This is a genomic window from Streptomyces sp. BBFR51 (genome assembly GCF_044591655.1).
In the GTDB taxonomy this organism is placed as follows: domain Bacteria; phylum Actinomycetota; class Actinomycetes; order Streptomycetales; family Streptomycetaceae; genus Streptomyces.
Map to the genome: position 1 here is coordinate 7,093,260 of NZ_CP172448.1, position 21,096 is coordinate 7,114,355.

Genomic DNA, 21,096 nt, shown 5'->3' on the forward strand with positions numbered 1-21,096 from the left:
GAGAGAGCACGATGGAGCGGGGACCCGCGACCCCCGTGAACGGAACGAACGAGCAAGTGGAGCACCGTGAAACGCCTACGCCCGCCGCGTTGGATGCCGATCGACCCGTACATCCTGCTGCTGCTCGCCACGGTGGGCCTCGCGGCGCTGCTGCCGGCCCGCGGCACGGGCGCGGACGTCGCCTCCGGCGCCTCCACCGGCGCGATCGCGTTCCTCTTCTTCCTCTACGGCGCCCGGCTCTCCACCCGTGAGGCGATGGACGGCGTGCGGCACTGGCGGCTCCACGTCACCGTGCTGGCCTGCACCTTCGTCGTCTTCCCGCTGCTCGGCCTCGCGTCCCGCGGTCTGGTCCCGGTGTTCCTGACCGACCCCCTCTACCAGGGCCTGCTCTTCCTCACCCTGGTCCCGTCGACCATCCAGTCGTCGATCGCCTTCACCTCCATCGCCCGCGGCAACGTGCCCGCCGCCATCTGCGCCGGGTCCTTCTCCTCCCTGGTCGGCATCGTCGTCACACCGCTGCTGGCCGCCGCCCTGCTGGGCAGCGGCGGGGGAGGGTTCTCCGCCGACTCGGTGGTGAAGATCGTGCTGCAACTGCTGGTGCCGTTCGTCGCCGGACAGCTGCTGCGCCGGTGGATCGGCGGCTTCGTCGCCCGGCACAAGAAGGTCCTCCAACTCGTCGACCGCGGCTCGATCCTCCTCGTCGTGTACACCGCCTTCAGTGAGGGCATGGTCGAGGGCATCTGGCACCAGGTCAGCCCGGTCCGGCTGGCCGGGCTGCTGGCAGTGGAGGCGGTACTGCTCGCCGTGATGCTGCTCCTGACCTGGTACGGCGCGAAGGGCCTGGGCTTCGGCCGGGAGGACCGGATCGCGATCCAGTTCGCCGGGTCCAAGAAGTCACTGGCCGCCGGACTGCCCATGGCGAGCGTCCTGTTCGGCGCCCACGCCTCACTGGCCGTGCTGCCGCTGATGCTCTTCCACCAGATGCAGCTGATGGTGTGCGCGGTCATCGCCAAGCGCCGGTCGCACGATCCGCAGGCGGTCCCGCCCGAGGACTCCGCCGCCCCCGCGCGCACCGCGGTCGGCACGGGGAGCCGCTCCGGCTGAACGGGCCGCAGGGGCGCGGTCAGCCGGCCGCGTCCACCCGGTCCATGGGCAGGTGCAGGACGGTGTCGCCGGTGGCCGAGGGCGGGTTGCCGGCGGCGATCTCCTCGTCGGTCAGGGCCCGGTTCCACACGTGCACGTCGTCGATCGCGCCGCTGAAGCGCGCCCGGCCGTCCATCCGTTCGCCGATGTGCACACCGAACGGCGAGTTCCGGCTGACCGAACCCGGCACGTCCGCCGCGCCGGCCGCCGAACCGTCGAGGAACAGCGTGAGCTGGCCCCCGCCCCGGCGCAGCGCCAGATGGTGCCGGCGGCCGTCGTTGTGGGCGCGGTCGGTGCGCACCCACGCCGAGCGCGGGGCCGCCGTGCCGTCGCGCGCGGTGATCAGCCCCTGGACCCGCCCGTTGCCGGGCTCGGCGCGCAGCCACACCTGCGGCTGCGTGGTGCCGACGCCGCCCATCCACAGCAGCGGCTGCTCCCCGTCGGCCGCCGAGTACCGGAACCACAGCGCAGCCGTGAAGTCCCCGGCCCCGAGCGGAAGCCGCCCGTCGTAGGGCAGCCGTACGGCGTCGTCGGCGCCGTCGAACGCGAGCGCGCCGCCCACCGCGCCGTCCGTCGTACCGGAGCTTTTGGCACCGCCGAGCACGGTCGCGGGCGAGGCTCCCGCGGCGAGGTCGGGCGTGGTGGGGTCGGCGGCCCGGCGCGGCCCGAGCCAGTCCTCGGTGAAGCGGGCGAAGCGGATCTCGTCCCGTGCGTCCACCGCCCCGGCCTCGTACAGCAGGCCCACCGCGGTGTCGTCGACGGCCACCAGGTCGGAGTAGCCGGACCAGTCCCGGGTGACGACGGTGCCGCGGTCCACGCTGTCCCAGGTCGCGCCGTCGTCGTAGGAGGAGCGGACCGTCATCGTCCGGCGGCGGTCGGGGTCGGCCGGTGCGGACAGGAGCGTGCGGTCGCCGAGGCGCAGCACCGCGCCCTGCACCTGCGGGGCGTACAGGTCGGGAAGGGCCTGGAAGGGGGCCGCGAAACCGTCGCCGCCGTCCCGGCTGACGGCCTGGGTGCGGTGGCCGAGGTCGGTGCCGTTCTCCTCCCGCCCGCTGACCAGGAGCGCACCGTCGGCTCGTTCGGTCAGGGTCAGTTCGGAGGGCTTCTGCCGGAAGGTGCCGTCGGCGGCGACGGGCCAGGTGTCGGTGGCGCCGACCTTCCAGTGCTCGCCGCCGTCGTCGCTGACGACCAGGGCGGCGTGGTTGGCGGTGACCCTCCCCCAGCCTCCGGCCGGGGGGACCCCCATCTCGCTTCGCTCGCCGTCCCAGCTCTCGGCGTTGACGCCGACGACGAGCCGTCCGGGGTGGGAGGTACCGGTGAGCTGGATGCCGTGCACGGGGCCCGTGGCGTACCAGGAGTTCCAGTCGGGCGGCAGGACCTCGGGGCTCAGGTCGCGGGGCGCCGACCAGGAGCGGCCGTCGTCGTCGCTGTACTGGAGGTGGGGTGTGCGGGCGCAGGGCACCGCGCAGTTGGCGGCGTCGGTGCGGCCGGCGTTGTACGTCTCGACCAGCAGGACGCGGCCGGTGGTGCGGTCGACGACCGGGGCCGGGTTGCCGTGGGTGTCGCCGCCGCCGTCGTTGACGACCTGGAGCGGGCCCCAGGTGCGGCCGCCGTCGGTGGAGCGTTTGAGGACGATGCCGATGTCGGCGGCGTCGCCGCAGTTGAGGACGCGGCCCTCGGCGAAGGCCAGCAGGGTCTCGTCGGTCGTCCGGACGATCGCCGGGATGCGGAAGCAGGCGTATCCGCCCGGGTCCCGGGCCGCCTCGAAGAGGACCTGCTGCTCGAACTCGGGTGCCCGGTCGCCGGGCCCCGCGTACGCCGGGTGCGTGGACAGCGCCAGGGCGAACGACGCGGCGAGGGCCGGCCAGAGGGCGCGGGGAGGTCGTGACGGCATGGCGCGGTCTGCCCTTCAGGCGGCTGGTCGGAACCGGTCGTCGTCCGGACATCAGTACAACAGGACGTCGCGCACGCAGGGTGATCACCCGCGTGATCACCCGCGTGTCGGCCCGTACGGTCGAGACGGGGCCCCTGAGGCGCAGGGGGCGCTCCCCGCCGGTCGGGGCCCCGCCGCCGTGCCGCGGAGAGGCCGATCAGCCCTGGACGGCCGCGGTCCGCAGGGCGACGCGGTCCTCACCCGCGTACACGTTCATGGAGCTGCCGCGCAGGAAGCCCACCAGCGTCAGCCCCGTCTCGGCGGCCAGGTCCACCGCCAGCGAGGACGGCGCCGACACCGCGGCCAGCACGGGGATGCCCGCCATCACGGCCTTCTGCGCCAGCTCGAAGGAGGCCCGGCCCGACACCAGCAGGACCGACCGGGACAGCGGCAGGTCCCCGTTCTGCAGCGCGCGGCCGACCAGCTTGTCGACCGCGTTGTGCCGTCCCACGTCCTCCCGCACGTCCACCAGCTCCCCGTCCTCGGTGAACAGGGCCGCCGCGTGCAGTCCGCCGGTCCGGTCGAAGACCCGCTGGGAGGCGCGCAGCCGGTCGGGCAGGTCCGCCAGCAGCTCCGGGGTGACACGGACCGGGGGAGTGTCGGCGATGGGCCAGCGGGCCGTCGTACGCACCGCGTCCAGGCTCGCCTTGCCGCACAGCCCGCAGGACGAGGTGGTGTAGACGTTCCGCTCCAGCGTGATGTCCGGGATCCGCACGCCGGGGGCGGTCCGCACGTCGACCACGTTGTACGTGTTGGAGCCGTCGACGGTCGCGCCCGCGCAGTACACGATGTTCTGGAGATCGCCCCGCTCGGCGAGCACGCCCTCGCTGACCAGGAAACCGGCCGCCAGCGCGAAGTCGTCGCCGGGCGTGCGCATGGTGATGGCGAGCGGCTTGCCGTTCAGCCGGATCTCCAGCGGTTCCTCCGCGACGAGCGTGTCCGGGCGCGTGGAGACCGCACCGTCCCGTACGCGGATCACCTTGCGTCGTTCCGTGACTCGTCCCATGTCCGTGCCCCTTGCCGGTCAGTCCCGGTTCTGTACGTGCTGGTAGCCGAAGCGGCCCTTGATGCACAGGTTGCCGTGGGTCACCGGATTGTTGTGCGGTGAGGTGACCTTCACGATCTCATTGTCCTGCACGTGGAGCGTGAGGTTGCAGCCCACTCCGCAGTACGCGCACACCGTCGTCGTCTCCGTCTGCCGCTCCTCGTGCCACGTCCCGGCCGCGCGCATGTCGAACTCCGACTTGAAGGAGAGGGCTCCCGTGGGGCACACCTCGACGCAGTTGCCGCAGTACACGCACGCCGAGTCGGTCAGCGGCCCGTCGTGCTCGACCGAGATCCGGGCGTCGAAGCCCCGGCCGGAGACGGAGATCGCGAAGCTGTTCTGCCACTGGTCCCCGCAGGCGTCCACGCACTTGTAGCAGAGGATGCATTTGCCGTAGTCGCGCACGTAGAGGTCGTTGTCGACGCGCGGTTCCTCGTCGACGCGGGCCGCGTCCGGGCCGAAGCGGTCCGGCTTCGCCTCGTACTCCTTGAGCCACTGCGCGACCGAGGGGGTCGTGGAGAGGTCGACCGAGGAGGCGAGGAGTTCGAGGACGACCTTGCGGCTGTGCCGGGCACGCTCGGTGTCCGTGCGCACCACCATGCCCGGCTCCGCCCGGCGCGAGCAGGCGGGCGCGAGGGTCCTGGCGCCCTCGACGTCCACCACACAGACCCGGCAGGCGTTCTTCGGGGTGAGCGTGTCGCCCTCGCACAGGGTCGGGACGTCCTTCCCGGCGGCCCGGCAGGCGTCGAGGATCGTGGACCCCTCGGGGACTCTGGCCTCCTGCCCGTCGAGGGTGAACTCCACCAGGCGGCGCGGCACTCCGAGCGGTATCGCGGTCATTCGTACGCCCCCAGACGGTCGATGGCGGATTCCACGGCGTTCCACGCGGTCTGCCCGAGACCGCAGATCGAGGCGTCCCGCATCGCCCGGCCGACCTCGCGCAGCAGTGCGATGTCGTCGGCCGCGGCGGCGCCCGTGCGCCCGGCGATCCGGTGCAGCGCCTCCTCCTGGCGCACGGTGCCGACCCGGCACGGCACGCACTGCCCGCAGGACTCGTCGCGGAAGAACTCGGCGATGCGCAGGAGGAGGCGGGGGAGCGGGACCGTGTCGTCGAAGGCCATCACCACTCCCGAACCGAGGGTGGTGCCCGCCTCGCGGGTGCCCTCGAAGGTGAGCGGGATGTCCAGTTCGTCGGGGCGTACGAAGCCGCCGGCGGCTCCGCCGAGCAGGACCGCGCGCAGGTTGTCGCGGACACCGGCGAGGGTGAGCAGCTCGCCCAGCGTCGCGCCGAAGGGGAGTTCGTAGACGCCGGGGCGGTCCACGCTGCCCGACACGCAGAACAGTTTCGGGCCCGTGGACGTCCGGGTGCCGATCGCGGCGTACGCCTCGGCGCCCGTCGTCAGGATCGGCAGCACGTTGACGAGTGTCTCGACGTTGTTCTCCACCGTGGGTTTGCCGAACAGGCCCTTCTCCACGGGGAACGGCGGCTTGGAGCGGGGCTCGCCCCGGTAGCCCTCGATGGAGTTGAACAGCGCCGTCTCCTCACCGCAGATGTACGCGCCGGCGCCCCGCCTGATCTCGATGTCGAAGGCGTAACCCTGGCCGAGGACGTCGTCGCCGAGCAGGCCGCGGGTGCGGGCCTGGGCGATGGCGTGGGTGAGGCGGGCGAGGGCGCGGGGGTACTCGCCGCGGAGGTAGAGGTAGCCCTTGTGCGCGCCGGTCGCGTACGCGGCGACGGTCATCGCCTCGACCAGGGCGTAGGGGTCGCCCTCCATGAGGACGCGGTCCTTGAAGGTGCCCGGTTCCGATTCGTCGGCGTTGCAGACGAGGTAGTGCGGGTGGTCGGGCTGGGCGGCCGTCGCCTGCCACTTGCGCCCGGTGGGGAAGGCGGCGCCGCCGCGGCCCACCAGGCCGGCGTCGGTGACCTCGCGGATGACGCCGGCGGGGCCGAGGTCGAAGGCGCGGCGCAGGGCGGTGTAGCCGCCGTGGGCGCGGTAGTCGTCCAGGGAGGTGGGGTCCACGGTGCCGATGCGTTTGAGGAGGGTGAGGGTGGGGTCGGGGGTGCTGGTCTGGGGGACCGCCAGGGCGGGGGCGGGCTCGGCGGGGGCCGATTCGGGGGCGGTGGCCGCGTGGACGGCGGTGTCCGGGGTTGCGGGGGCGCATACGGCCGTCGCGTGGAGGGTGTTTCGCCCCCGCCGCCCCTTCCCGTTCCCGTCCCCGGGGGCTGCCGCCCCCGGGCCCCCGCTTTCGGCCTGAACGGCCTCGTCCTCAAACTCCCCCAGAGGGGGTACCCCCGGACGGGCTGACTTGCCCGCCCGGACCACCAAGGTTGCCGGGGCGCGCTCGCACAGGCCCAGGCATGGGCTCCGTTCGACCTGCACGCCGCTCTCCGGGCCCAGACGTTCCTCCACGGCCGCGCACAACTCGCTCGACCCCGCCGTCGTGCACGCCAGGTCGGTGCAGACGTGGAGGACCGTTGCCGGGCGGGGGCGGACCGAGAACATGGCGTAGAAGGTGGCCACTCCGTATGCCTCGGCCGGGGGCACCGTCAGGCGGCGGCACAGGTAGTCCAGGGCGCCCTCGCTGATCCAGCCGACCCGGTCGTTGAGCGCGTGCAGGCCCGGCAGGAGCAGGTCGCGGCGTTCTCGGGCCTCGCGGCCGCCCCGCGCCCACCTGAGGTCGCCGGCGTCCGTCTCGTCGCGGGCGGCGCCCTCCCACGACGACTCGGGCGGCCCGAGCAGGGCGTCCACGGCCGCGCGTTCCTCGTCCGTGGGCTTGCTGTCACCGAAGCGCAGGTCCACCGGTGCTCACCTTCTCGATCCGGATCGCCGAGGCCTTGAACTCCGCCGTCCCGGCGATCGGGCAGTTGGCCTCGATGGTCAGCTGGTTGGTGTCCACCTCGTCGGGGAAGTGGAAGCTCATGAAGGCCAGGCCGGGGCGCAGTGCCGTGTCCACCCAGACGGGCGCGAGCAGCGAACCGCGCCGCGAGGTCACCCGCACCTCCTCGCCGACCGCCACCCCGTAGCGTTCGGCGTCCTCCGGGCACAGCTCCACGGACTCGCCGCGCCGCAACGGAGAGGCGTAACCACCGCTCTGCACGCCCGTGTTGTACGAGTCGAGCCGTCGGCCCGTAGTCAGCCGGATCGGGTACTCCTCGTCGGTGAGGTCCACGGGCGGGTCGTGCCGGACGATGCCGAAGGGGGCGAGCCGACCGCGGCGGGCCGGGTCCGGATCCCACAACCTGCCGTGCAAGTACGTCGGTTCCAGCTTCTCGGTGCTCGGGCACGGCCACTGGATGCCCTGGTGCTCCTCCAGGCGCGCGTACGTCATCCCGTGGTGGTCCGGGGACAGGGAGCGAAGCTCGTTCCAGACCGCCTCCGCGTCGGCGTACTTCCAGTCGTGGCCCAGGCGGGCCGCGAGGTCGCAGAGGATGTCGATGTCGTCCCGGGCCTGACCGGGCGGGGTCACCGCCTTGCGGACCCGCTGCACGCGTCGCTCGCTGTTGGTGGTGGTGCCGTCGGTCTCCGCCCAGCCGGCCGTCGCCGGGAGGACCACGTCGGCCAGTTCGGCGGTCTTCGTGAGGAAGATGTCCTGGACGACCAGGAAGTCCAGCGCCCGCAACCGGCGTACGGCCTGTTCGGCGTCCGCCTCCGACTGGGCCGGGTTCTCGCCGATGCAGTAGACGGCGCGGAGCGTGCCCTCGTCCATGGCCTCGAACATCTCCGTCAGGGTGAGCCCGTGGCCCGGCTGGACGACCGTGTCCCAGGCCGTCTCGAACTTCCGGCGGACCTCCGGGTCCAGCACGTCCTGGAAGCCGGGCAGCCGGTTGGGGATCGCCCCCATGTCGCCGCCGCCCTGCACGTTGTTCTGGCCGCGCAGGGGTTGCAGCCCCGAGCCGTAGCGGCCGATGTGGCCGGTGAGAAGGGAGAGGTTGATCAGGGCGCGGACGTTGTCCGTGCCGTTGTGGTGCTCGGTGATGCCGAGGGTCCAGCACAGCTGGGCACGCTCGGCGCGGGCGTAGGCGTGGGCCAGTTCGCGGACGGCGGCGGCCGGTACGCCCGTCACCTTCTCGGCGAGGGAGAGCGTCCACGGCTCGACGAGGGCCTTGTACTCCTCGTAGCCCGTCGTCGCCCGCTCGATGAACGCCTCGTTGGCCAGCCCCGCGTGGATGATCTCCCGGCCGACCGCGTGCGCCAGCGGGATGTCCGTGCCGACGTTCGGTCCGAGCCAGCCCTCCGCCCACTCGGCGGTGGAGGTGCGGCGCGGGTCGACGGCGTACATGCGGGCGCCGTTGTGTATGCCCTTCAGTACGTGCTGGAAGAAGATCGGGTGTGCGAAGCGGGCGTTGGAGCCCCACATCACGATGACGTCGGTGTGCTCGATCTCCTCGTAGGAGGAGGTGCCGCCGCCCGAGCCGAAAGCGGCCGACAGGCCCGCGACGCTCGGCGCGTGGCAGGTGCGGTTGCAGGAGTCGACGTTGTGGGTGCCCATGACGACGCGGGCGAACTTCTGCGCCACGTAGTTCATCTCGTTGGTCGCCCGCGCGCAGGAGAACATCCCGAACGCGCCGCGCGCCGCCGCCAGGCCGCGGGCCGTGCGGTCCAGGGCCTCCTCCCAGGTCGCCCGGCGGAAGGGCTCCTCGCGCGAGTCCCGCACCAGGGGGCGGGTGAGACGGGTGTAGGTCTTCGGGCTTCGGTCGCGTTTCCTCATGCGGCGCTCCTCAGCGCGAGCAGGTCCGACAGGGCGTGCACGGTGCGCAGGGTGGGCACCGGGACCCCGGTGATCTCCGCCAGCTCGACGACGGCCGCGAGCAGGACGTCGAGTTCGAGCGGCTTGCCGCGCTCCAGGTCCTGGAGCGTGGAGGTGCGGTGGTCGCCGACCTTCTCGGCGCCCGCGAGCCGGCGCTCGATGGAGACGCCGACCTCGCAGCCGAGGGCTCCGGCGACCGACAGCGTCTCGGTCATCATGGTCTCGATGACCTCCCGGGTGCCGCCGTGCAGGCACATCTGCCGCATGGTGGCGCGGGCCAGGGCACTGATCGGGTTGAAGGAGATGTTGCCCAGCAGCTTCAGCCAGATGTCGTCCCGCAGGTCGGGTTCGACCGGGCACTTCAGGCCGCCCGCGCGCATCGCCTCGCTGAACGCCAGACACCGGGCCGAGACGTCCCGGCCGGGCTCGCCGATCGAGAACCGGGTGCCTTCCACATGGCGTACGACGCCCGGCTGTTCCAGTTCGGTGGCCGCGTACACGACGCAGCCGACGGCCCGTTCGGGCGCGAGCACCGCACTGACCGCGCCGGCCGGGTCCACACTCTCCAGGCGGCGGCCGTCGTACGGGCCGCCGTGCCGGTGGAAGTACCACCAGGGAATGCCGTTCTGGGCGGCCACGACCGCCGTGGTCTCGTGGAGCAGGGGCTCGATCAGCGGCCCGCACGCCGCGTACGAGTTGGCCTTCAGGCCCAGGAACACGTAGTCGACCGGGCCTATCTCGGCCGGGTCGTCGGTGGCGCGCGGGTGCGCGGTGAAGTCGCCGCGCGGGCTGCGCACCCGTACTCCGTACTGCCTCATGGCCGCCAGATGCGGTCCACGGGCGATGAGATGCACGTCGGCGCCCGCACGGTGGAGCGCGGCGCCGACGTAGGCGCCGATCGCTCCGGCGCCGAGGACTGCGACTTTCATGGCGGGGGAGCTCCGTTCGGTCGAGGGATACCGAGGAACCGAAGATTTCCGTGAGCAGGGTCGAAGATGTCGACGAAATATTGTCTACAGTATGGAGGTTGAGGCAGCAAGGCTTTGTGCAGCAGTAGTGGTGGTCTGTAGTTGTCTGCTCAACAGTCTTCTCAAGCGCTTTCCGGATGCCTACGGTTGGGGACTCATGAGTCCCCCCGTCGCACCCCCGGGCTGGAGCCGCTGGCTCGTTCCCCCAGCCGCTCTCTCGGTCCACCTCTCCATCGGGCAGGCCTACGCCTGGTCCGTGTTCAAACCGCCCCTGGAGTCGGCGCTCGATCTCAGCGGTACGCAGAGCGCGCTGCCCTTCCAGCTCGGCATCGTCATGCTCGGTCTGTCGGCCGCGTTCGGCGGCACGCTCGTGGAACGGCACGGGCCGCGCTGGGCGATGACCGTCGCCCTGGTCTGCTTCTCCTCCGGCTTCCTGCTCTCCGCGCTCGGCGCGGCGGTGGAGCAGTACTGGCTGATCGTCCTCGGCTACGGCTTCGTCGGCGGGATCGGCCTCGGCATCGGCTACATCTCACCGGTCTCCACGCTGATCAAGTGGTTCCCCGACCGGCCGGGCATGGCCACCGGCATCGCCATCATGGGCTTCGGCGGCGGCGCCCTCATCGCCTCGCCCTGGTCCGCGCAGATGCTGGAGTCCTTCGGCACCGACAACTCGGGGATCGCCCTCGCCTTCCTCGTGCACGGAGTGACGTACGCCGTCTTCATGCTGCTCGGCGTGCTGCTGGTACGGGTGCCCCGCCCCAAGGAGCGGGCGGACGGACGGCCGGTCCCGCTCGAGGGCGTCCAGGTCTCGGCGCGTTCCGCGATGCGCACCCCGCAGTTCTGGCTGCTGTGGATCGTGCTCTGCATGAACGTCACGGCCGGCATCGGCATCCTGGAGAAGGCCGCGCCGATGATCACGGACTTCTTCTCCGACACCTCCACGCCGGTGTCCGTGACCGCCGCAGCCGGCTTCGTGGCCCTGCTGTCGGCGGCCAACATGGCCGGCCGGTTCGGCTGGTCCTCCGCCTCCGACCTGATCGGACGCAAGAACATCTACCGCGTGTACCTCGGCGTCGGCGCGCTGATGTACACGCTGATCGCGCTGTTCGGCGACTCCTCCAAACCGCTGTTCGTCCTGTGCGCCCTGGTCGTCGTGTCCTTCTACGGCGGCGGCTTCGCCACGGTCCCCGCCTACCTCAAGGACCTCTTCGGCACCTACCAGGTCGGCGCGATCCACGGGCGCCTGCTCACCGCCTGGTCCCTGGCCGGTGTCCTCGGCCCGCTGATCGTCAACTGGATCGCCGATCACCAGGAGGAGGCGGGACGGCACGGCTCGGACCTGTACGGCACGTCCTTCCTCATCATGATCGGGCTGCTGGTCGTCGGCTTCGTCGCCAACGAACTCGTCCGCCCCGTCCACTCCCGCCACCACGAACCCGCCGTCCCCGCGCCGAAGGAGGGCAACGATGTCGTCCGACAGCAGCCAGAATCCGCCTGACCTGCCCGACCGGCGGCCGCTGATCGCCTTCACCTGGCTCTGGGTGGGCGTACCGCTCGCCTACGGGCTGTACGAACTCGTCCGGAAGGCGACCCAGCTCTTCACCGGGTGAGGGCGCGCGCCGGGGCACGGGGGACGGGCGTCACCCCGCGGGGACGGTCGAGGGCACCGGAGGATGCTGACCGAAGCCGACAAGCCGGGCGCCCGTTTCCTGTCGTATCACCTGCCGTCGTACCCGTCGGTCACTGATCACACTGGTGGATCCCGTACCCGAGGCAGCGAGGACTCCACCCATGCACCAAGGCTCCCGCATCACCGCCGTCGGCCACTACCAGCCCGCCGGGATCCTCACCAACGAGGACCTGGCGGGCATGGTCGACACCAGCGACGAGTGGATCAGGAGCCGGGTGGGGATTCGGTCCCGCCGCATCGCCGGACCCGACGAGCCGGTGGACGAGCTGGCCGGCCACGCCGCCGCGAAGGCGCTCGCGGCGGCCGGGCTGACGCCCGCCGACGTGGACCTGGTGCTGGTCGCCACCTCCACCGCGATCGACCGCTCCCCGAACACCGCCGCCCGCGTCGCCGCCCGCCTCGGCATCCCCTCGCCCGCCGCGCTGGACGTCAACGTCGTCTGCGCGGGATTCACCCACGCGCTGGCCACCGCCGACCACGCCGTGCGGGCCGGTTCGTCGAGCCGGGCCCTGGTCATCGGCGCGGACAAGATGTCCGAGGTGACCGACTGGACCGACCGCACCACCTGCGTACTGGTCGGCGACGGGGCGGGGGCCGCCGTCGTGGAGGCCTGCGGTCCGGGCGAGGAGGCGGGCGTCGGCCCGGTGCTGTGGGGCTCGGTGCCCGAGATGGGCAACGCGGTCCGCATCGAGGGCACGCCCCCGCGGTTCGCGCAGGAGGGGCAGAGCGTCTACCGCTGGGCCACCACACGGCTGCCCGCCATCGCCCGGCAGGCCTGCGAGCGGTCCGGTCTCGAGCCGGCCGACCTCGCCGCGGTCGTCCTGCACCAGGCCAACCTGCGCATCATCGAACCCCTCGCCGCGAAGATCGGCGCGGTCAACGCCGTCGTCGCCCGCGATGTCGTCGAGTCCGGCAACACCTCCGCGGCCAGCATCCCGCTCGCGCTGTCCAAACTGGTCGAGCGGGGTGAGATCACCACCGGCGACCCGGTGCTCCTGTTCGGCTTCGGCGGCAACCTCTCCTACGCCGGACAGGTCGTCCGCTGCCCCTGAACGCCCCGCACGGCCCCGCGATGTGACGTGGCCTACACCCGGGCCCTCCGCCCTGAGCGCGCCGTAGACTGTAGACGAAAGACAATCAATACTTCGCGTACTGGTTGTGTGCCGGCTGCCGAGGGGGGACCGATGTTGTCCGCAGGACTGCCGCAGGGCGCGGTGCCCAAGCTCGAACGGCCCGGCCCGCTGCGGGACCGTGTCTACGAGGCGTTGCTCGAACTCATCACGACCCGGGCCCTCCAGCCCGGCCAGCACCTCGTGGAGAGCGAGCTCGCCGGTCACCTCGGTGTGTCGAGGCAGCCGGTGCGCGAGGCGCTCCAGCGGCTCAACACCGAGGGCTGGGTCGATCTGCGCCCCGCGCAGGGCGCCTTCGTGCACGAGCCGACGGAGGAGGAGGCCGACCAGCTCCTGACGGTCCGTACGCTCCTGGAGGCCGAGGCGGCGCGGCTCGCCGCGGCCAACGCCTCCAGCGCCGGTGTGGCCGCGCTGGAGGAGCTGTGCGAGGAGGGCGAGCGGGCCGTCGCCGTCGAGGACGTGGACGCCACCGTCGCCTTCAACGCCCGCTTCCACGGCAAGGTCATGGAGCTGGCCGGCAACGCCGTCCTCGCCGAACTGGCCGCACAGGTCGACCGCCGGGTCCGCTGGTACTACACACCGGTCGCCCGGCAGCGCGGCCGGCAGTCCTGGATCGAGCACCGCAAGCTGATCGCCGCCATCACCGCCCGGGACGAGCAGTCGGCGACCCGGCTGATGCGCGAGCACACCGAGCACACCCGGCGCTCGTACCACGCGCGCGAAGAATCCTGAGGTCAGAGCCCCTTCGCAGGCCGCCCGGCGTGATGCCCGGGCGGCCTCGTCGCGTCCGGGGCCCGCGATCGGCGAGCCGTTCTTTGTCCACTCAGAGGAGAAAGTTCGCAGTAATTCATGCGTGACTTCTTCCCACACCCGGCGCCCACTGCTACGTTCCATCCGAAAGCAAGCCACGACGCCATGGCGCGGACGTGGCCGGAAACCGGCGGACTCAAGGCCGATTGAGGCGGGGAGGGGTTCGTGAGACGCATGACCGCACGACCCGCGAACGCTCACCAGGCGCGACTGCTCCAGTTGTTGCGCGACGGAGGGCCCAACTCCCGTGCCCAGCTCGGCGACCAGGTCGACCTCTCCAGGTCGAAGCTGGCCGTGGAGGTGGACCGGCTGCTGGAGACCGGTCTGGTCGTGGCCGACGGACTCGCCGCCTCGCGCGGCGGGCGCCGCAGTCACAACGTCCGGCTCAACCCCGAACTCCGCTTCCTCGGCGTCGACATCGGCGCGACCTCGATCGACGTCGCCGTCACCAACGCCGAACTGGAGATCCTCGGGCACATCAACCAGCCCATGGACGTGCGCGAGGGCCCGGTCGCGGTCTTCGAGCAGGTGCTGTCCATGGCGGCCAAGCTGCGCGCCTCGGGGCTCGCGGAGGGCTTCGACGGCGCCGGCATCGGCGTCCCGGGGCCGGTCCGCTTCCCCGAGGGTGTGCCGGTGGCACCGCCGATCATGCCGGGCTGGGACGGCTTCCCCGTACGGGAGGCGCTCAGTCAGGAACTCGGCTGCCCCGTCATGGTCGACAACGACGTGAACCTGATGGCGCTGGGGGAGCAGCACGCGGGCGTCGCCCGCACCCAGCACGACTTCCTCGTCGTCAAGATCGGTACCGGCATCGGCTGCGGCATCGTCGTCGGCGGTGACGTCTACCGCGGGACGACCGGCAGCGCGGGCGACATCGGGCACATCCAGGCCGTGCCCGAGGGACGCCAGTGCGCCTGCGGCAACCGGGGCTGCCTGGAGGCCCACTTCAGCGGCGCGGCCCTGGCCCGCGACGCCACGGAGGCCGCCCAGCAGGGCCACTCGGCCGAGCTCGCGAACCGGCTGGAGGCGAACGGGGGCCTGAGCGCCGCCGACGTCGCCGCCGCGGCCGCCGCGGGCGACGCCACCGCACTGGACCTGATCCGGGAGGGCGGCCGCAGCACCGGCCAGGTCATCGCCGGCCTGGTCAGCTTCTTCAACCCGGGCCTGGTGGTGATCGGCGGCGGGGTGACCGGCCTCGGCCACAACCTGCTCGCCGCGATCCGTACCCAGGTCTACCGTCAGTCGCTGCCACTGGCGACCGGCAACCTGCCCATCGTGCTGGGGGAGTTGGGACCCACCGCCGGAGTCATCGGCGCGGCCCGGCTGATCAGCGACCACCTGTTCTCACCCGCGTAGACACCGTTCGGTTCCCGAGCTCCATCCAGCACAGCGCTCCACTCAGCTCTGTCCTGCTCCGTACCGTCAGGCCCTGTTCCGCCCTGCCCTGCTCTGCTCTGCCCTGACACCGGCCCGCACGTCCGCCGAGGGGACCTCACATGGCACCAGAACCACCGCTGCTCAGCATGTCCGGCATCACCAAGTCGTTCCCCGGAGTCCGGGCCCTCGACGGCGTGGACCTCGACGTCCAGGCCGGCGAGGTGCACTGCCTGCTCGGCCAGAACGGCGCCGGGAAGTCCACCCTCATCAAGGTGCTGGCCGGCGCCCACCAGCCCGACACCGGCACCATCCGCTGGCGCGGAGAGGACGTCACCCTGCGCTCGCCCATCGCGGCCATGCGCCTCGGCATCGCCACCATCTACCAGGAACTCGACCTGGTGGAGCACCTCTCGGTCGCCGAGAACGTCCACCTCGGCCACGAGCCGACCGCCGCCGGCTTCGTCGTACGGGGCAGGGCGGCCAAGGCGTCAACGGCCGCGCTGCTCAAGCGACTCGGGCACCCCGAGGTCGATCCCGGCCGGCTGGTCGGGGACCTCTCGGCGGCGCAGCAGCAGATCGTGTCCATGGCGCGGGCGCTCTCGCACGACGTACGGCTGATCGTGATGGACGAGCCGTCCGCCGCGCTCGACCCGGACGAGGTCGACAACCTCTTCCGCATCGTCGCCGACCTCACCGCCGCCGGCGTCGCCGTCGTCTACATCTCGCACCGCCTGGAGGAGATCCGCCGCATCGGCGACCGGGTCACCGTCCTGAAGGACGGCCGGGCCGTGGCCGGCGGGCTGCCCGCCGAGTCGACGCCCACCAGCGAGGTGGTCGCGCTGATGACGGGACGCAACGTCGAGTACGTCTTCCCGGACCGGCCGGTCGCGCCGCCCGCGGCCGAGCCCGTGCTGAGCATCCGCGGACTCTCCCGCGAGGGCGAGTTCGCCCCGCTCGACCTGGAGGTGCGCCCCGGCGAGATCGTCGGCCTCGCCGGACTCGTCGGCTCCGGCCGCTCCGAGATCCTGGAGACGGTCTACGGGGCCCGGAAGGCGAGCACCGGCCAGGTCCTCGTGGACGGGCGCCCGCTCAGGCCGGGCAGTGTGCGCGCCGCGGTACGCGCCGGCCTCGGGCTCGCCCCCGAGGAACGCAAGGCACAGGCCCTGCTGATGCTGGAGTCCGTCACCCGCAACGTGTCGGTCTCCGCCATGTCCCGTTTCTCGCGCGGCGGCTGGATCGACCGCGGCGCCGAACTCGGCGCGGCCCGCAAGGCGACCCAGGAGCTGTCGCTGCGGCCCGACAACCCCTCCGTGCCCGTGCGCACCCTCTCCGGCGGCAACCAGCAGAAGGCGGTCCTCGCCCGCTGGCTGCTGCGCGGCTGCCGGGTCCTGCTGCTCGACGAACCCACCCGCGGCGTCGACGTCGGCGCCCGCGCCGAGTTGTACGCCGTCATCCGGCGCCTGGCCGACGAAGGACTGGCCGTGCTGCTGGTGTCCAGCGAGGTGCCCGAGGTACTGGGCCTCGCCGACCGCGTACTGGTACTGCGCGAGGGCAGCGTCGTGCACGAGGCCCCCGCCCGTGACCTCGACGAACCCCGCGTACTCGACCTCGTGATGGAAGGAAGCCCGGCGTCATGACGCAGCACGTGTCCCCGCCACGGGGCGGCACCGGCAAGGCGGCACCGGTGGAGGCTCCGCCGGCCTGGCGGGTCCGGCTGGGCCGCGCCGACGTCCGCACCCTCACCCTGCTCGGGGTGCTCGCCGTACTGGTCCTCATCGGCGGCATCACCCAGCCCGACTCGTTCCTCGACACCCGCAACCTCCAGCTGGTGCTCACCCAGGCGTCCGTCATCGGCGTCGTCACCGTCGGCATGACCTTCGTCATCGTCTCCGGCGGCATCGACCTGTCCGTCGGCGCCATCGTGGCGCTCTCCTCGGTGTGGGCGACCACGGTCGCCACCCAGGAGTTCGGGTTCGTCGGCATCCTCTTCACGGCGATCGTGGTGGGAGTGGGCTGCGGACTGGTCAACGGGGTGCTCATCGCCTTCGGGCAGATGGTCCCCTTCATCGCCACCCTGGCCATGCTGGCCTCGGCCCGCGGCCTCGCGCTCCAGATCACCGACGGCCGCACCCAGGTCGTCACGGTCCCCAGCGTCCTGGACCTCGCCGAGCGCGACTGGTACGTGCTCGGCATCCCGCCGCTGGTCATGGTCTTCGCGGCGGTCACCGTCATCGGCTGGCTGGTGCTCAACCGGACCACCTTCGGCCGCCGCACCGTCGCCGTCGGCGGCAACGCCGAGGCCGCCCGGCTGGCCGGCATCGACGTCCGCCGTCAGCGTCTCTACCTCTACCTGCTGTCCGGGCTGTGCTGCGGCATCGCCGCCTTCCTGCTGGTGGCCCTCGCCGGCTCCGGCCAGAACACCAACGGCAACCTCTACGAACTCGACGCCATCGCCGCCGCGATCATCGGCGGAACGCTGCTGACCGGCGGCCGGGGCCACATCCTCGGCTCGGTGCTCGGCGTCCTGATCTTCACCACCATCACCAACATCTTCGCCCTGAACAACCTGCAGACCGACGTGCAGCAGATCGCCAAGGGCGCGATCATCGTCGCCGCCGTGCTGGTCCAGCGTCGTACCGCAAGCACGCATTGAGGAAAGGGTTCACCGTCATGACGAAGCTCACGAGTCGCAGAGGGATGCTCTTCGGAGCCGCCGCCCTGTCCGCCGGTGCCGTCCTCACGGGGTGCACCAGCAACGACCCCGACGACGGCGACGACAAGGCCGCAGCGGACACGCAGCCGGCCGCCGACGACAAGCCCGGCAAGCCCGTCACCATCGGCTACGCCGGTCCGCAGGCCGACCACGGCTGGCTCAACGCCGTCAACGACCAGGCCAAGAAGCGCGCCGAGAAGTACTCCGAGATCACCATGGAGATCACCGAGGGCTCCAACGACACCGCGCAGCAGATCGGCCAGATCGAGACCCTCATCAACAAGAAGGTCGACGTCCTGGTCATCCTGCCGGCCGACGGCAAGGCCCTCACCCAGGTCGGTCTGAAGGCGATGCGGGCGGGCATCCCGGTCATCAACCTCGACCGGATCTTCAACAGCCCCCAGGCCTACCGCTGCTGGGTCGGCGGCGACAACTACGGCATGGGCCTGAACGCCGCCCACTACATCGGCGAGAAGCTGAAGGACAAGTCGGACGCCAAGGTCGTCGAGCTGGCCGGCATCGACAACCTGGAACTGACCCAGCAGCGTACCCAGGGCTTCGACGACGGCCTGAAGAACTACCCGAACATCAAGAAGGTGGCCCGCCAGGCCGCCGAGTTCACCGTCGAGTCCGGTCAGTCCAAGATGGCCCAACTGCTCCAGGCCCAGTCGGGCTTCGACGCCCTGTGGAACCACGACGACGACCAGGGCGTGGGCGCCCTGCGCGCCATCGAGCAGGCCGGACGCGACGACTTCCTGATGGTCGGCGGCGCGGGTGCCCTCTCCGCCTTCCAGGCCATCAAGGCGGACAGCGGCGTACTGAAGGCCTCGGTGCTGTACCCGCCGACCATGGCCGCCTCGGCGATCGACCTGGCCCGCGCCCTCGGCCAGGGCAAGGGCATCGGCGGTCTCGCCGAGTTCGAGATCCCCTCGACCGTCACCTGCTACTCGGCCGTCGTCGACAAGGACAACGTCGACCAGTACATGTCCACGGGCTTCAAGTGACGGCTGCCGCCCCGGCAGCGGCCTGACCAGCCGGCCGGGGCGGGGCCCACCCCCCACCGCGCCACCACGACGAGGAGGACATCCGCATGGGACAGCCGCAGCAGCCCGAGGGGGCCGGGGCCGAGGAACCGGCCACCGGGACCGACAGCGGGACCGGGACCGGGCCGACGGGGGCGTCCGCGACCAGACCGCCCCTGCGCGTCGGCATGGTCGGCTACGCCTTCATGGGTGCCGCACACTCCCAGGGCTGGCGCACCGCCGGCCGGGTCTTCGACCTGCCGCTGAACCCGGTCATGGCCGCGATCTGCGGTCGGGACGCCGACGCCGTCCGGACGGCGGCCGACCGGCACGGCTGGGCGAGCACCGAGACCGACTGGCGGACCCTGGTCGAACGGGACGACATCGACCTCGTCGACATCTGCACCCCCGGCGACAGCCACGCCGAGATCGCGCTGGCCGCGCTCGCCGCCGGAAAGCACGTCCTGTGCGAGAAGCCGCTGGCCAACACGGTCGAGGAGGCGCAGGCGATGACCCGGGCCGCCGAGGAGGCGGGCGCCCGCGGGCAGTTGGCGATGGTCGGGTTCAACTACCGCCGCGTACCCGCCACCGCGCTGGCCCGGCGGATGGTCGCCGAGGGCCGCGTCGGCCGGCTGCGGCACGTGCGGGTGACGTACCTCCAGGACTGGCTGGTGGACCCGCAGGCCCCGCTCACCTGGCGGCTGCGCAAGGAACTGGCCGGTTCGGGTGCGCTCGGCGACCTGGGCGCCCACATCGTCGACCTCGCCCAGTACCTGACGGGGGAGCGGATCGCGGGCGTCTCCGCCCTCACCGAGACCTTCGTACGGGAACGCCCGCTGCCCGCCGGCGCCTCCCGGGGCCTGTCCGCGGGCTCCGCGGACGGGGTGACGGGGCAGGTCACCGTGGACGACGCCGCAGTGTTCACCGGCCGCCTCACCTCCGGCGCCCTGGTCTCCTTCGAGGCCACCCGGTACGCCACCGGCCGCAAGAACGCCCTGCGCATCGAACTCAACGGCGAACGCGGCTCGCTCGCCTTCGACCTGGAGCGGCTCAACGAACTGTCGTACCACGACGGCACGGAGCCCGGGGAGCACGCCGGTTTCCGCCGGATCCTGGTCACCGAACCCGAACACCCCTACCTGGACGCCTGGTGGCCCCCGGGCCACGGGCTCGGCTACGAGCACACCTTCGTGCACCAGGCGCGCGACCTCGTCCACGCCGTCGCCGCCGGCCGCCTGCCCGACCCCTCCTTCGCCGACGGGCTGCAGGTGCAGCGCGTGCTCGCGGCCGTGGAGGAGAGCGCCGAGAAGAACTCCGTCTACACCCCGATCGCCCCTTGAGGAGGCTGGCAGCGACATGCCGCGCAACTTCACTCTCTTCACCGGTCAGTGGGCGGACCTCCCCCTGGAGGAGGTCTGCCGCCGCGCCCGCGACTTCGGCTACGACGGCCTGGAACTCGCCTGCTGGGGCGACCACTTCGAGGTCGACAAGGCCCTCGCCGACCCCTCCTACGTGGACTCCCGCCACCAGCTGCTCGACAAGTACGGCCTCAAGTGCTGGGCGATCTCCAACCACCTCGTCGGCCAGGCCGTCTGCGACGCCATCATCGACGAACGCCACCAGGCCATCCTGCCCGACCGCATCTGGGGCGACGGCGACGCCGAAGGCGTACGGCAGCGGGCGGCGGCCGAGATCAAGGACACCGCACGGGCGGCCGCCCGCTTCGGCGTCGACACCGTCATCGGCTTCACCGGGTCGGCCATCTGGCACCTGGTCGCCATGTTCCCGCCCGCCCCCGAGGCGATGATCGAGCGCGGCTACCAGGACTTCGCGGACCGCTGGAACCCGATCCTCGACGTCTTCGACGCCGAGGGCGTGCGGTTCGCGCACGAGGTGCACCCCAGCGAGATCGCCTACGACTACTGGACCACACACCGCGCCCTGGAGGCCGTCGGCCACCGGCCCGCCTTCGGTCTGAACTTCGACCCCTCGCACTTCGTGTGGCAGGACCTCGACCCGGTCGGCTTCCTGTGGGACTTCCGCGACCGGATCTACCACGTCGACTGCAAGGAGGCCCGCAAGCGCCTCGACGGCCGCAACGGGCGGCTCGGTTCCCACCTGCCGTGGGGCGACCCGCGGCGCGGCTGGGACTTCGTGTCGGCCGGCCACGGCGACGTCCCCTGGGAGGACGTCTTCCGCATGCTGCGCTCCATCGACTACCAGGGACCCGTCTCCGTCGAGTGGGAGGACGCCGGCATGGACCGGCTCCAGGGCGCGCCCGAAGCCCTCACCCGGCTCAAAGCATTCGACTTCGAACCGCCCAGCGCGTCCTTCGACGCCGCCTTCAACAGCTGATCCCCAGGTGATCCACAGCTGATCCGTACGCCCGAGCGCAGGTCGGGACGGGGACCGGAGCATCCGCCGGTCCCCGATCCGGCCTGCCCGAATCCCGCTTTGTCCTGAGTTGGGAAAAAGTTCAACCAGCCACGGTCCAAGGGGTGTTCGCCCCGGAAGAA

At 71.8% G+C, this 21,096-nt stretch carries 17 protein-coding genes; 11 read left to right on the plus strand and 6 right to left on the minus strand.

Going from position 1 to position 21,096, the window contains the following annotated elements; genetic code table 11:
• The first annotated feature begins 93 nt into the window (after positions 1 to 93).
• Positions 94 to 1,104, plus strand: coding sequence for a bile acid:sodium symporter family protein (locus ACGH7X_RS32335; RefSeq protein ID WP_399897487.1), 1,011 nt, complete (start codon positions 94 to 96; stop codon positions 1,102 to 1,104).
• A 19-nt stretch (positions 1,105 to 1,123) separates the two neighbouring features.
• Here ACGH7X_RS32335 and ACGH7X_RS32340 read toward each other — a convergent pair whose 3' ends face one another.
• The 6 genes from ACGH7X_RS32340 to ACGH7X_RS32365 form a co-directional block, all read right to left on the minus strand.
• A complete protein-coding gene (locus ACGH7X_RS32340; RefSeq protein WP_399891918.1) occupies positions 1,124 to 3,037 on the minus strand; it encodes an exo-alpha-sialidase in 1,914 nt (637 codons plus the stop codon).
• A gap of 196 nt (positions 3,038 to 3,233) precedes the next feature.
• A complete protein-coding gene (fdhD, locus tag ACGH7X_RS32345) occupies positions 3,234 to 4,082 on the minus strand; it encodes a formate dehydrogenase accessory sulfurtransferase FdhD (protein ID WP_399891921.1) in 849 nt (282 codons plus the stop codon).
• A gap of 18 nt (positions 4,083 to 4,100) precedes the next feature.
• Positions 4,101 to 4,961 (minus strand): 2Fe-2S iron-sulfur cluster-binding protein, encoded by an 861-nt coding sequence (locus ACGH7X_RS32350; RefSeq protein WP_399891924.1) that lies wholly within the window; start codon positions 4,959 to 4,961, stop codon positions 4,101 to 4,103.
• Positions 4,958 to 6,922, minus strand: a complete 1,965-nt coding sequence (locus ACGH7X_RS32355; protein ID WP_399891927.1) for an NAD(P)H-dependent oxidoreductase subunit E — start codon at positions 6,920 to 6,922, stop codon at positions 4,958 to 4,960. The genes ACGH7X_RS32350 and ACGH7X_RS32355 overlap by 4 nt, the downstream gene beginning before the upstream one ends.
• Positions 6,903 to 8,831, minus strand: a complete 1,929-nt coding sequence (locus tag ACGH7X_RS32360; protein WP_399891930.1) for a molybdopterin oxidoreductase family protein — start codon at positions 8,829 to 8,831, stop codon at positions 6,903 to 6,905. The genes ACGH7X_RS32355 and ACGH7X_RS32360 overlap by 20 nt, the downstream gene beginning before the upstream one ends.
• Positions 8,828 to 9,799 (minus strand): 2-dehydropantoate 2-reductase, encoded by a 972-nt coding sequence (locus ACGH7X_RS32365; RefSeq protein WP_399891933.1) that lies wholly within the window; start codon positions 9,797 to 9,799, stop codon positions 8,828 to 8,830. Before ACGH7X_RS32365 ends, ACGH7X_RS32360 begins: the two co-directional genes overlap by 4 nt.
• Before the next feature lie 196 nt (positions 9,800 to 9,995).
• On the opposite strand from ACGH7X_RS32365, the gene ACGH7X_RS32370 reads away from it, so the two are divergent.
• The 10 genes from ACGH7X_RS32370 to ACGH7X_RS32415 all read left to right on the plus strand — a co-directional run bounded on the left by ACGH7X_RS32370 (position 9,996) and on the right by ACGH7X_RS32415 (position 20,935).
• Entirely contained in the window at positions 9,996 to 11,336 is a 1,341-nt protein-coding gene (locus tag ACGH7X_RS32370) for an OFA family MFS transporter (RefSeq protein WP_399891936.1), read from the plus strand.
• Entirely contained in the window at positions 11,305 to 11,448 is a 144-nt protein-coding gene (locus ACGH7X_RS32375; protein ID WP_399891939.1) for a hypothetical protein, read from the plus strand. The genes ACGH7X_RS32370 and ACGH7X_RS32375 overlap by 32 nt, the downstream gene beginning before the upstream one ends.
• 181 nt (positions 11,449 to 11,629) lie before the next feature.
• Complete coding sequence (locus ACGH7X_RS32380) at positions 11,630 to 12,580, plus strand: beta-ketoacyl-ACP synthase III (RefSeq protein WP_399891942.1); 951 nt, start codon at positions 11,630 to 11,632, stop codon at positions 12,578 to 12,580.
• 132 nt (positions 12,581 to 12,712) lie between these two features.
• Positions 12,713 to 13,390, plus strand: coding sequence for a GntR family transcriptional regulator (locus ACGH7X_RS32385; RefSeq protein ID WP_399891945.1), 678 nt, complete (start codon positions 12,713 to 12,715; stop codon positions 13,388 to 13,390).
• 252 nt (positions 13,391 to 13,642) lie between these two features.
• Positions 13,643 to 14,824, plus strand: a complete 1,182-nt coding sequence (locus ACGH7X_RS32390; protein WP_399891948.1) for an ROK family protein — start codon at positions 13,643 to 13,645, stop codon at positions 14,822 to 14,824.
• Positions 14,825 to 14,964: 140 nt separating this feature from the next.
• Entirely contained in the window at positions 14,965 to 16,482 is a 1,518-nt protein-coding gene (locus ACGH7X_RS32395) for a sugar ABC transporter ATP-binding protein (RefSeq protein WP_399891951.1), read from the plus strand.
• A complete protein-coding gene (locus tag ACGH7X_RS32400; protein ID WP_399891954.1) occupies positions 16,479 to 17,498 on the plus strand; it encodes an ABC transporter permease in 1,020 nt (339 codons plus the stop codon). Before ACGH7X_RS32395 ends, ACGH7X_RS32400 begins: the two co-directional genes overlap by 4 nt.
• Before the next feature lie 17 nt (positions 17,499 to 17,515).
• Positions 17,516 to 18,562 carry a substrate-binding domain-containing protein gene (locus ACGH7X_RS32405; RefSeq protein ID WP_399891957.1) on the plus strand — a complete coding sequence of 349 codons (1,047 nt, stop codon included), beginning with the start codon at positions 17,516 to 17,518 and terminating at the stop codon, positions 18,560 to 18,562.
• A gap of 86 nt (positions 18,563 to 18,648) precedes the next feature.
• Entirely contained in the window at positions 18,649 to 19,920 is a 1,272-nt protein-coding gene (locus ACGH7X_RS32410) for a Gfo/Idh/MocA family protein (RefSeq protein ID WP_399891960.1), read from the plus strand.
• Between the two features lie 16 nt (positions 19,921 to 19,936).
• Entirely contained in the window at positions 19,937 to 20,935 is a 999-nt protein-coding gene (locus ACGH7X_RS32415) for a sugar phosphate isomerase/epimerase family protein (RefSeq protein WP_399891963.1), read from the plus strand.
• The last annotated feature ends 161 nt before the right edge of the window (positions 20,936 to 21,096 follow it).

Bases quoted from the DNA above. Each gene is read 5' to 3' on its own strand.
- ACGH7X_RS32365 (WP_399891933.1), bottom strand. From the start codon at position 9,799: ATGAAAGTCGCAGTCCTCGGCGCCGGAGCGATCGGCGCCTACGTCGGC.
- ACGH7X_RS32395 (WP_399891951.1), top strand. From the start codon at position 14,965: ATGGCACCAGAACCACCGCTGCTCAGCATGTCCGGCATCACCAAGTCG.
- ACGH7X_RS32360 (WP_399891930.1), bottom strand. From the start codon at position 8,831: ATGAGGAAACGCGACCGAAGCCCGAAGACCTACACCCGTCTCACCCGC.
- ACGH7X_RS32405 (WP_399891957.1), top strand. From the start codon at position 17,516: ATGACGAAGCTCACGAGTCGCAGAGGGATGCTCTTCGGAGCCGCCGCC.
- ACGH7X_RS32380 (WP_399891942.1), top strand. From the start codon at position 11,630: ATGCACCAAGGCTCCCGCATCACCGCCGTCGGCCACTACCAGCCCGCC.
- ACGH7X_RS32415 (WP_399891963.1), top strand. From the start codon at position 19,937: ATGCCGCGCAACTTCACTCTCTTCACCGGTCAGTGGGCGGACCTCCCC.
- ACGH7X_RS32340 (WP_399891918.1), bottom strand. From the start codon at position 3,037: ATGCCGTCACGACCTCCCCGCGCCCTCTGGCCGGCCCTCGCCGCGTCG.
- ACGH7X_RS32370 (WP_399891936.1), top strand. From the start codon at position 9,996: ATGAGTCCCCCCGTCGCACCCCCGGGCTGGAGCCGCTGGCTCGTTCCC.
- ACGH7X_RS32385 (WP_399891945.1), top strand. From the start codon at position 12,713: ATGTTGTCCGCAGGACTGCCGCAGGGCGCGGTGCCCAAGCTCGAACGG.
- ACGH7X_RS32410 (WP_399891960.1), top strand. From the start codon at position 18,649: ATGGGACAGCCGCAGCAGCCCGAGGGGGCCGGGGCCGAGGAACCGGCC.
- ACGH7X_RS32375 (WP_399891939.1), top strand. From the start codon at position 11,305: ATGTCGTCCGACAGCAGCCAGAATCCGCCTGACCTGCCCGACCGGCGG.
- ACGH7X_RS32335 (WP_399897487.1), top strand. From the start codon at position 94: ATGCCGATCGACCCGTACATCCTGCTGCTGCTCGCCACGGTGGGCCTC.
- fdhD (WP_399891921.1), bottom strand. From the start codon at position 4,082: ATGGGACGAGTCACGGAACGACGCAAGGTGATCCGCGTACGGGACGGT.
- ACGH7X_RS32390 (WP_399891948.1), top strand. From the start codon at position 13,643: ATGACCGCACGACCCGCGAACGCTCACCAGGCGCGACTGCTCCAGTTG.
- ACGH7X_RS32350 (WP_399891924.1), bottom strand. From the start codon at position 4,961: ATGACCGCGATACCGCTCGGAGTGCCGCGCCGCCTGGTGGAGTTCACC.
- ACGH7X_RS32400 (WP_399891954.1), top strand. From the start codon at position 16,479: ATGACGCAGCACGTGTCCCCGCCACGGGGCGGCACCGGCAAGGCGGCA.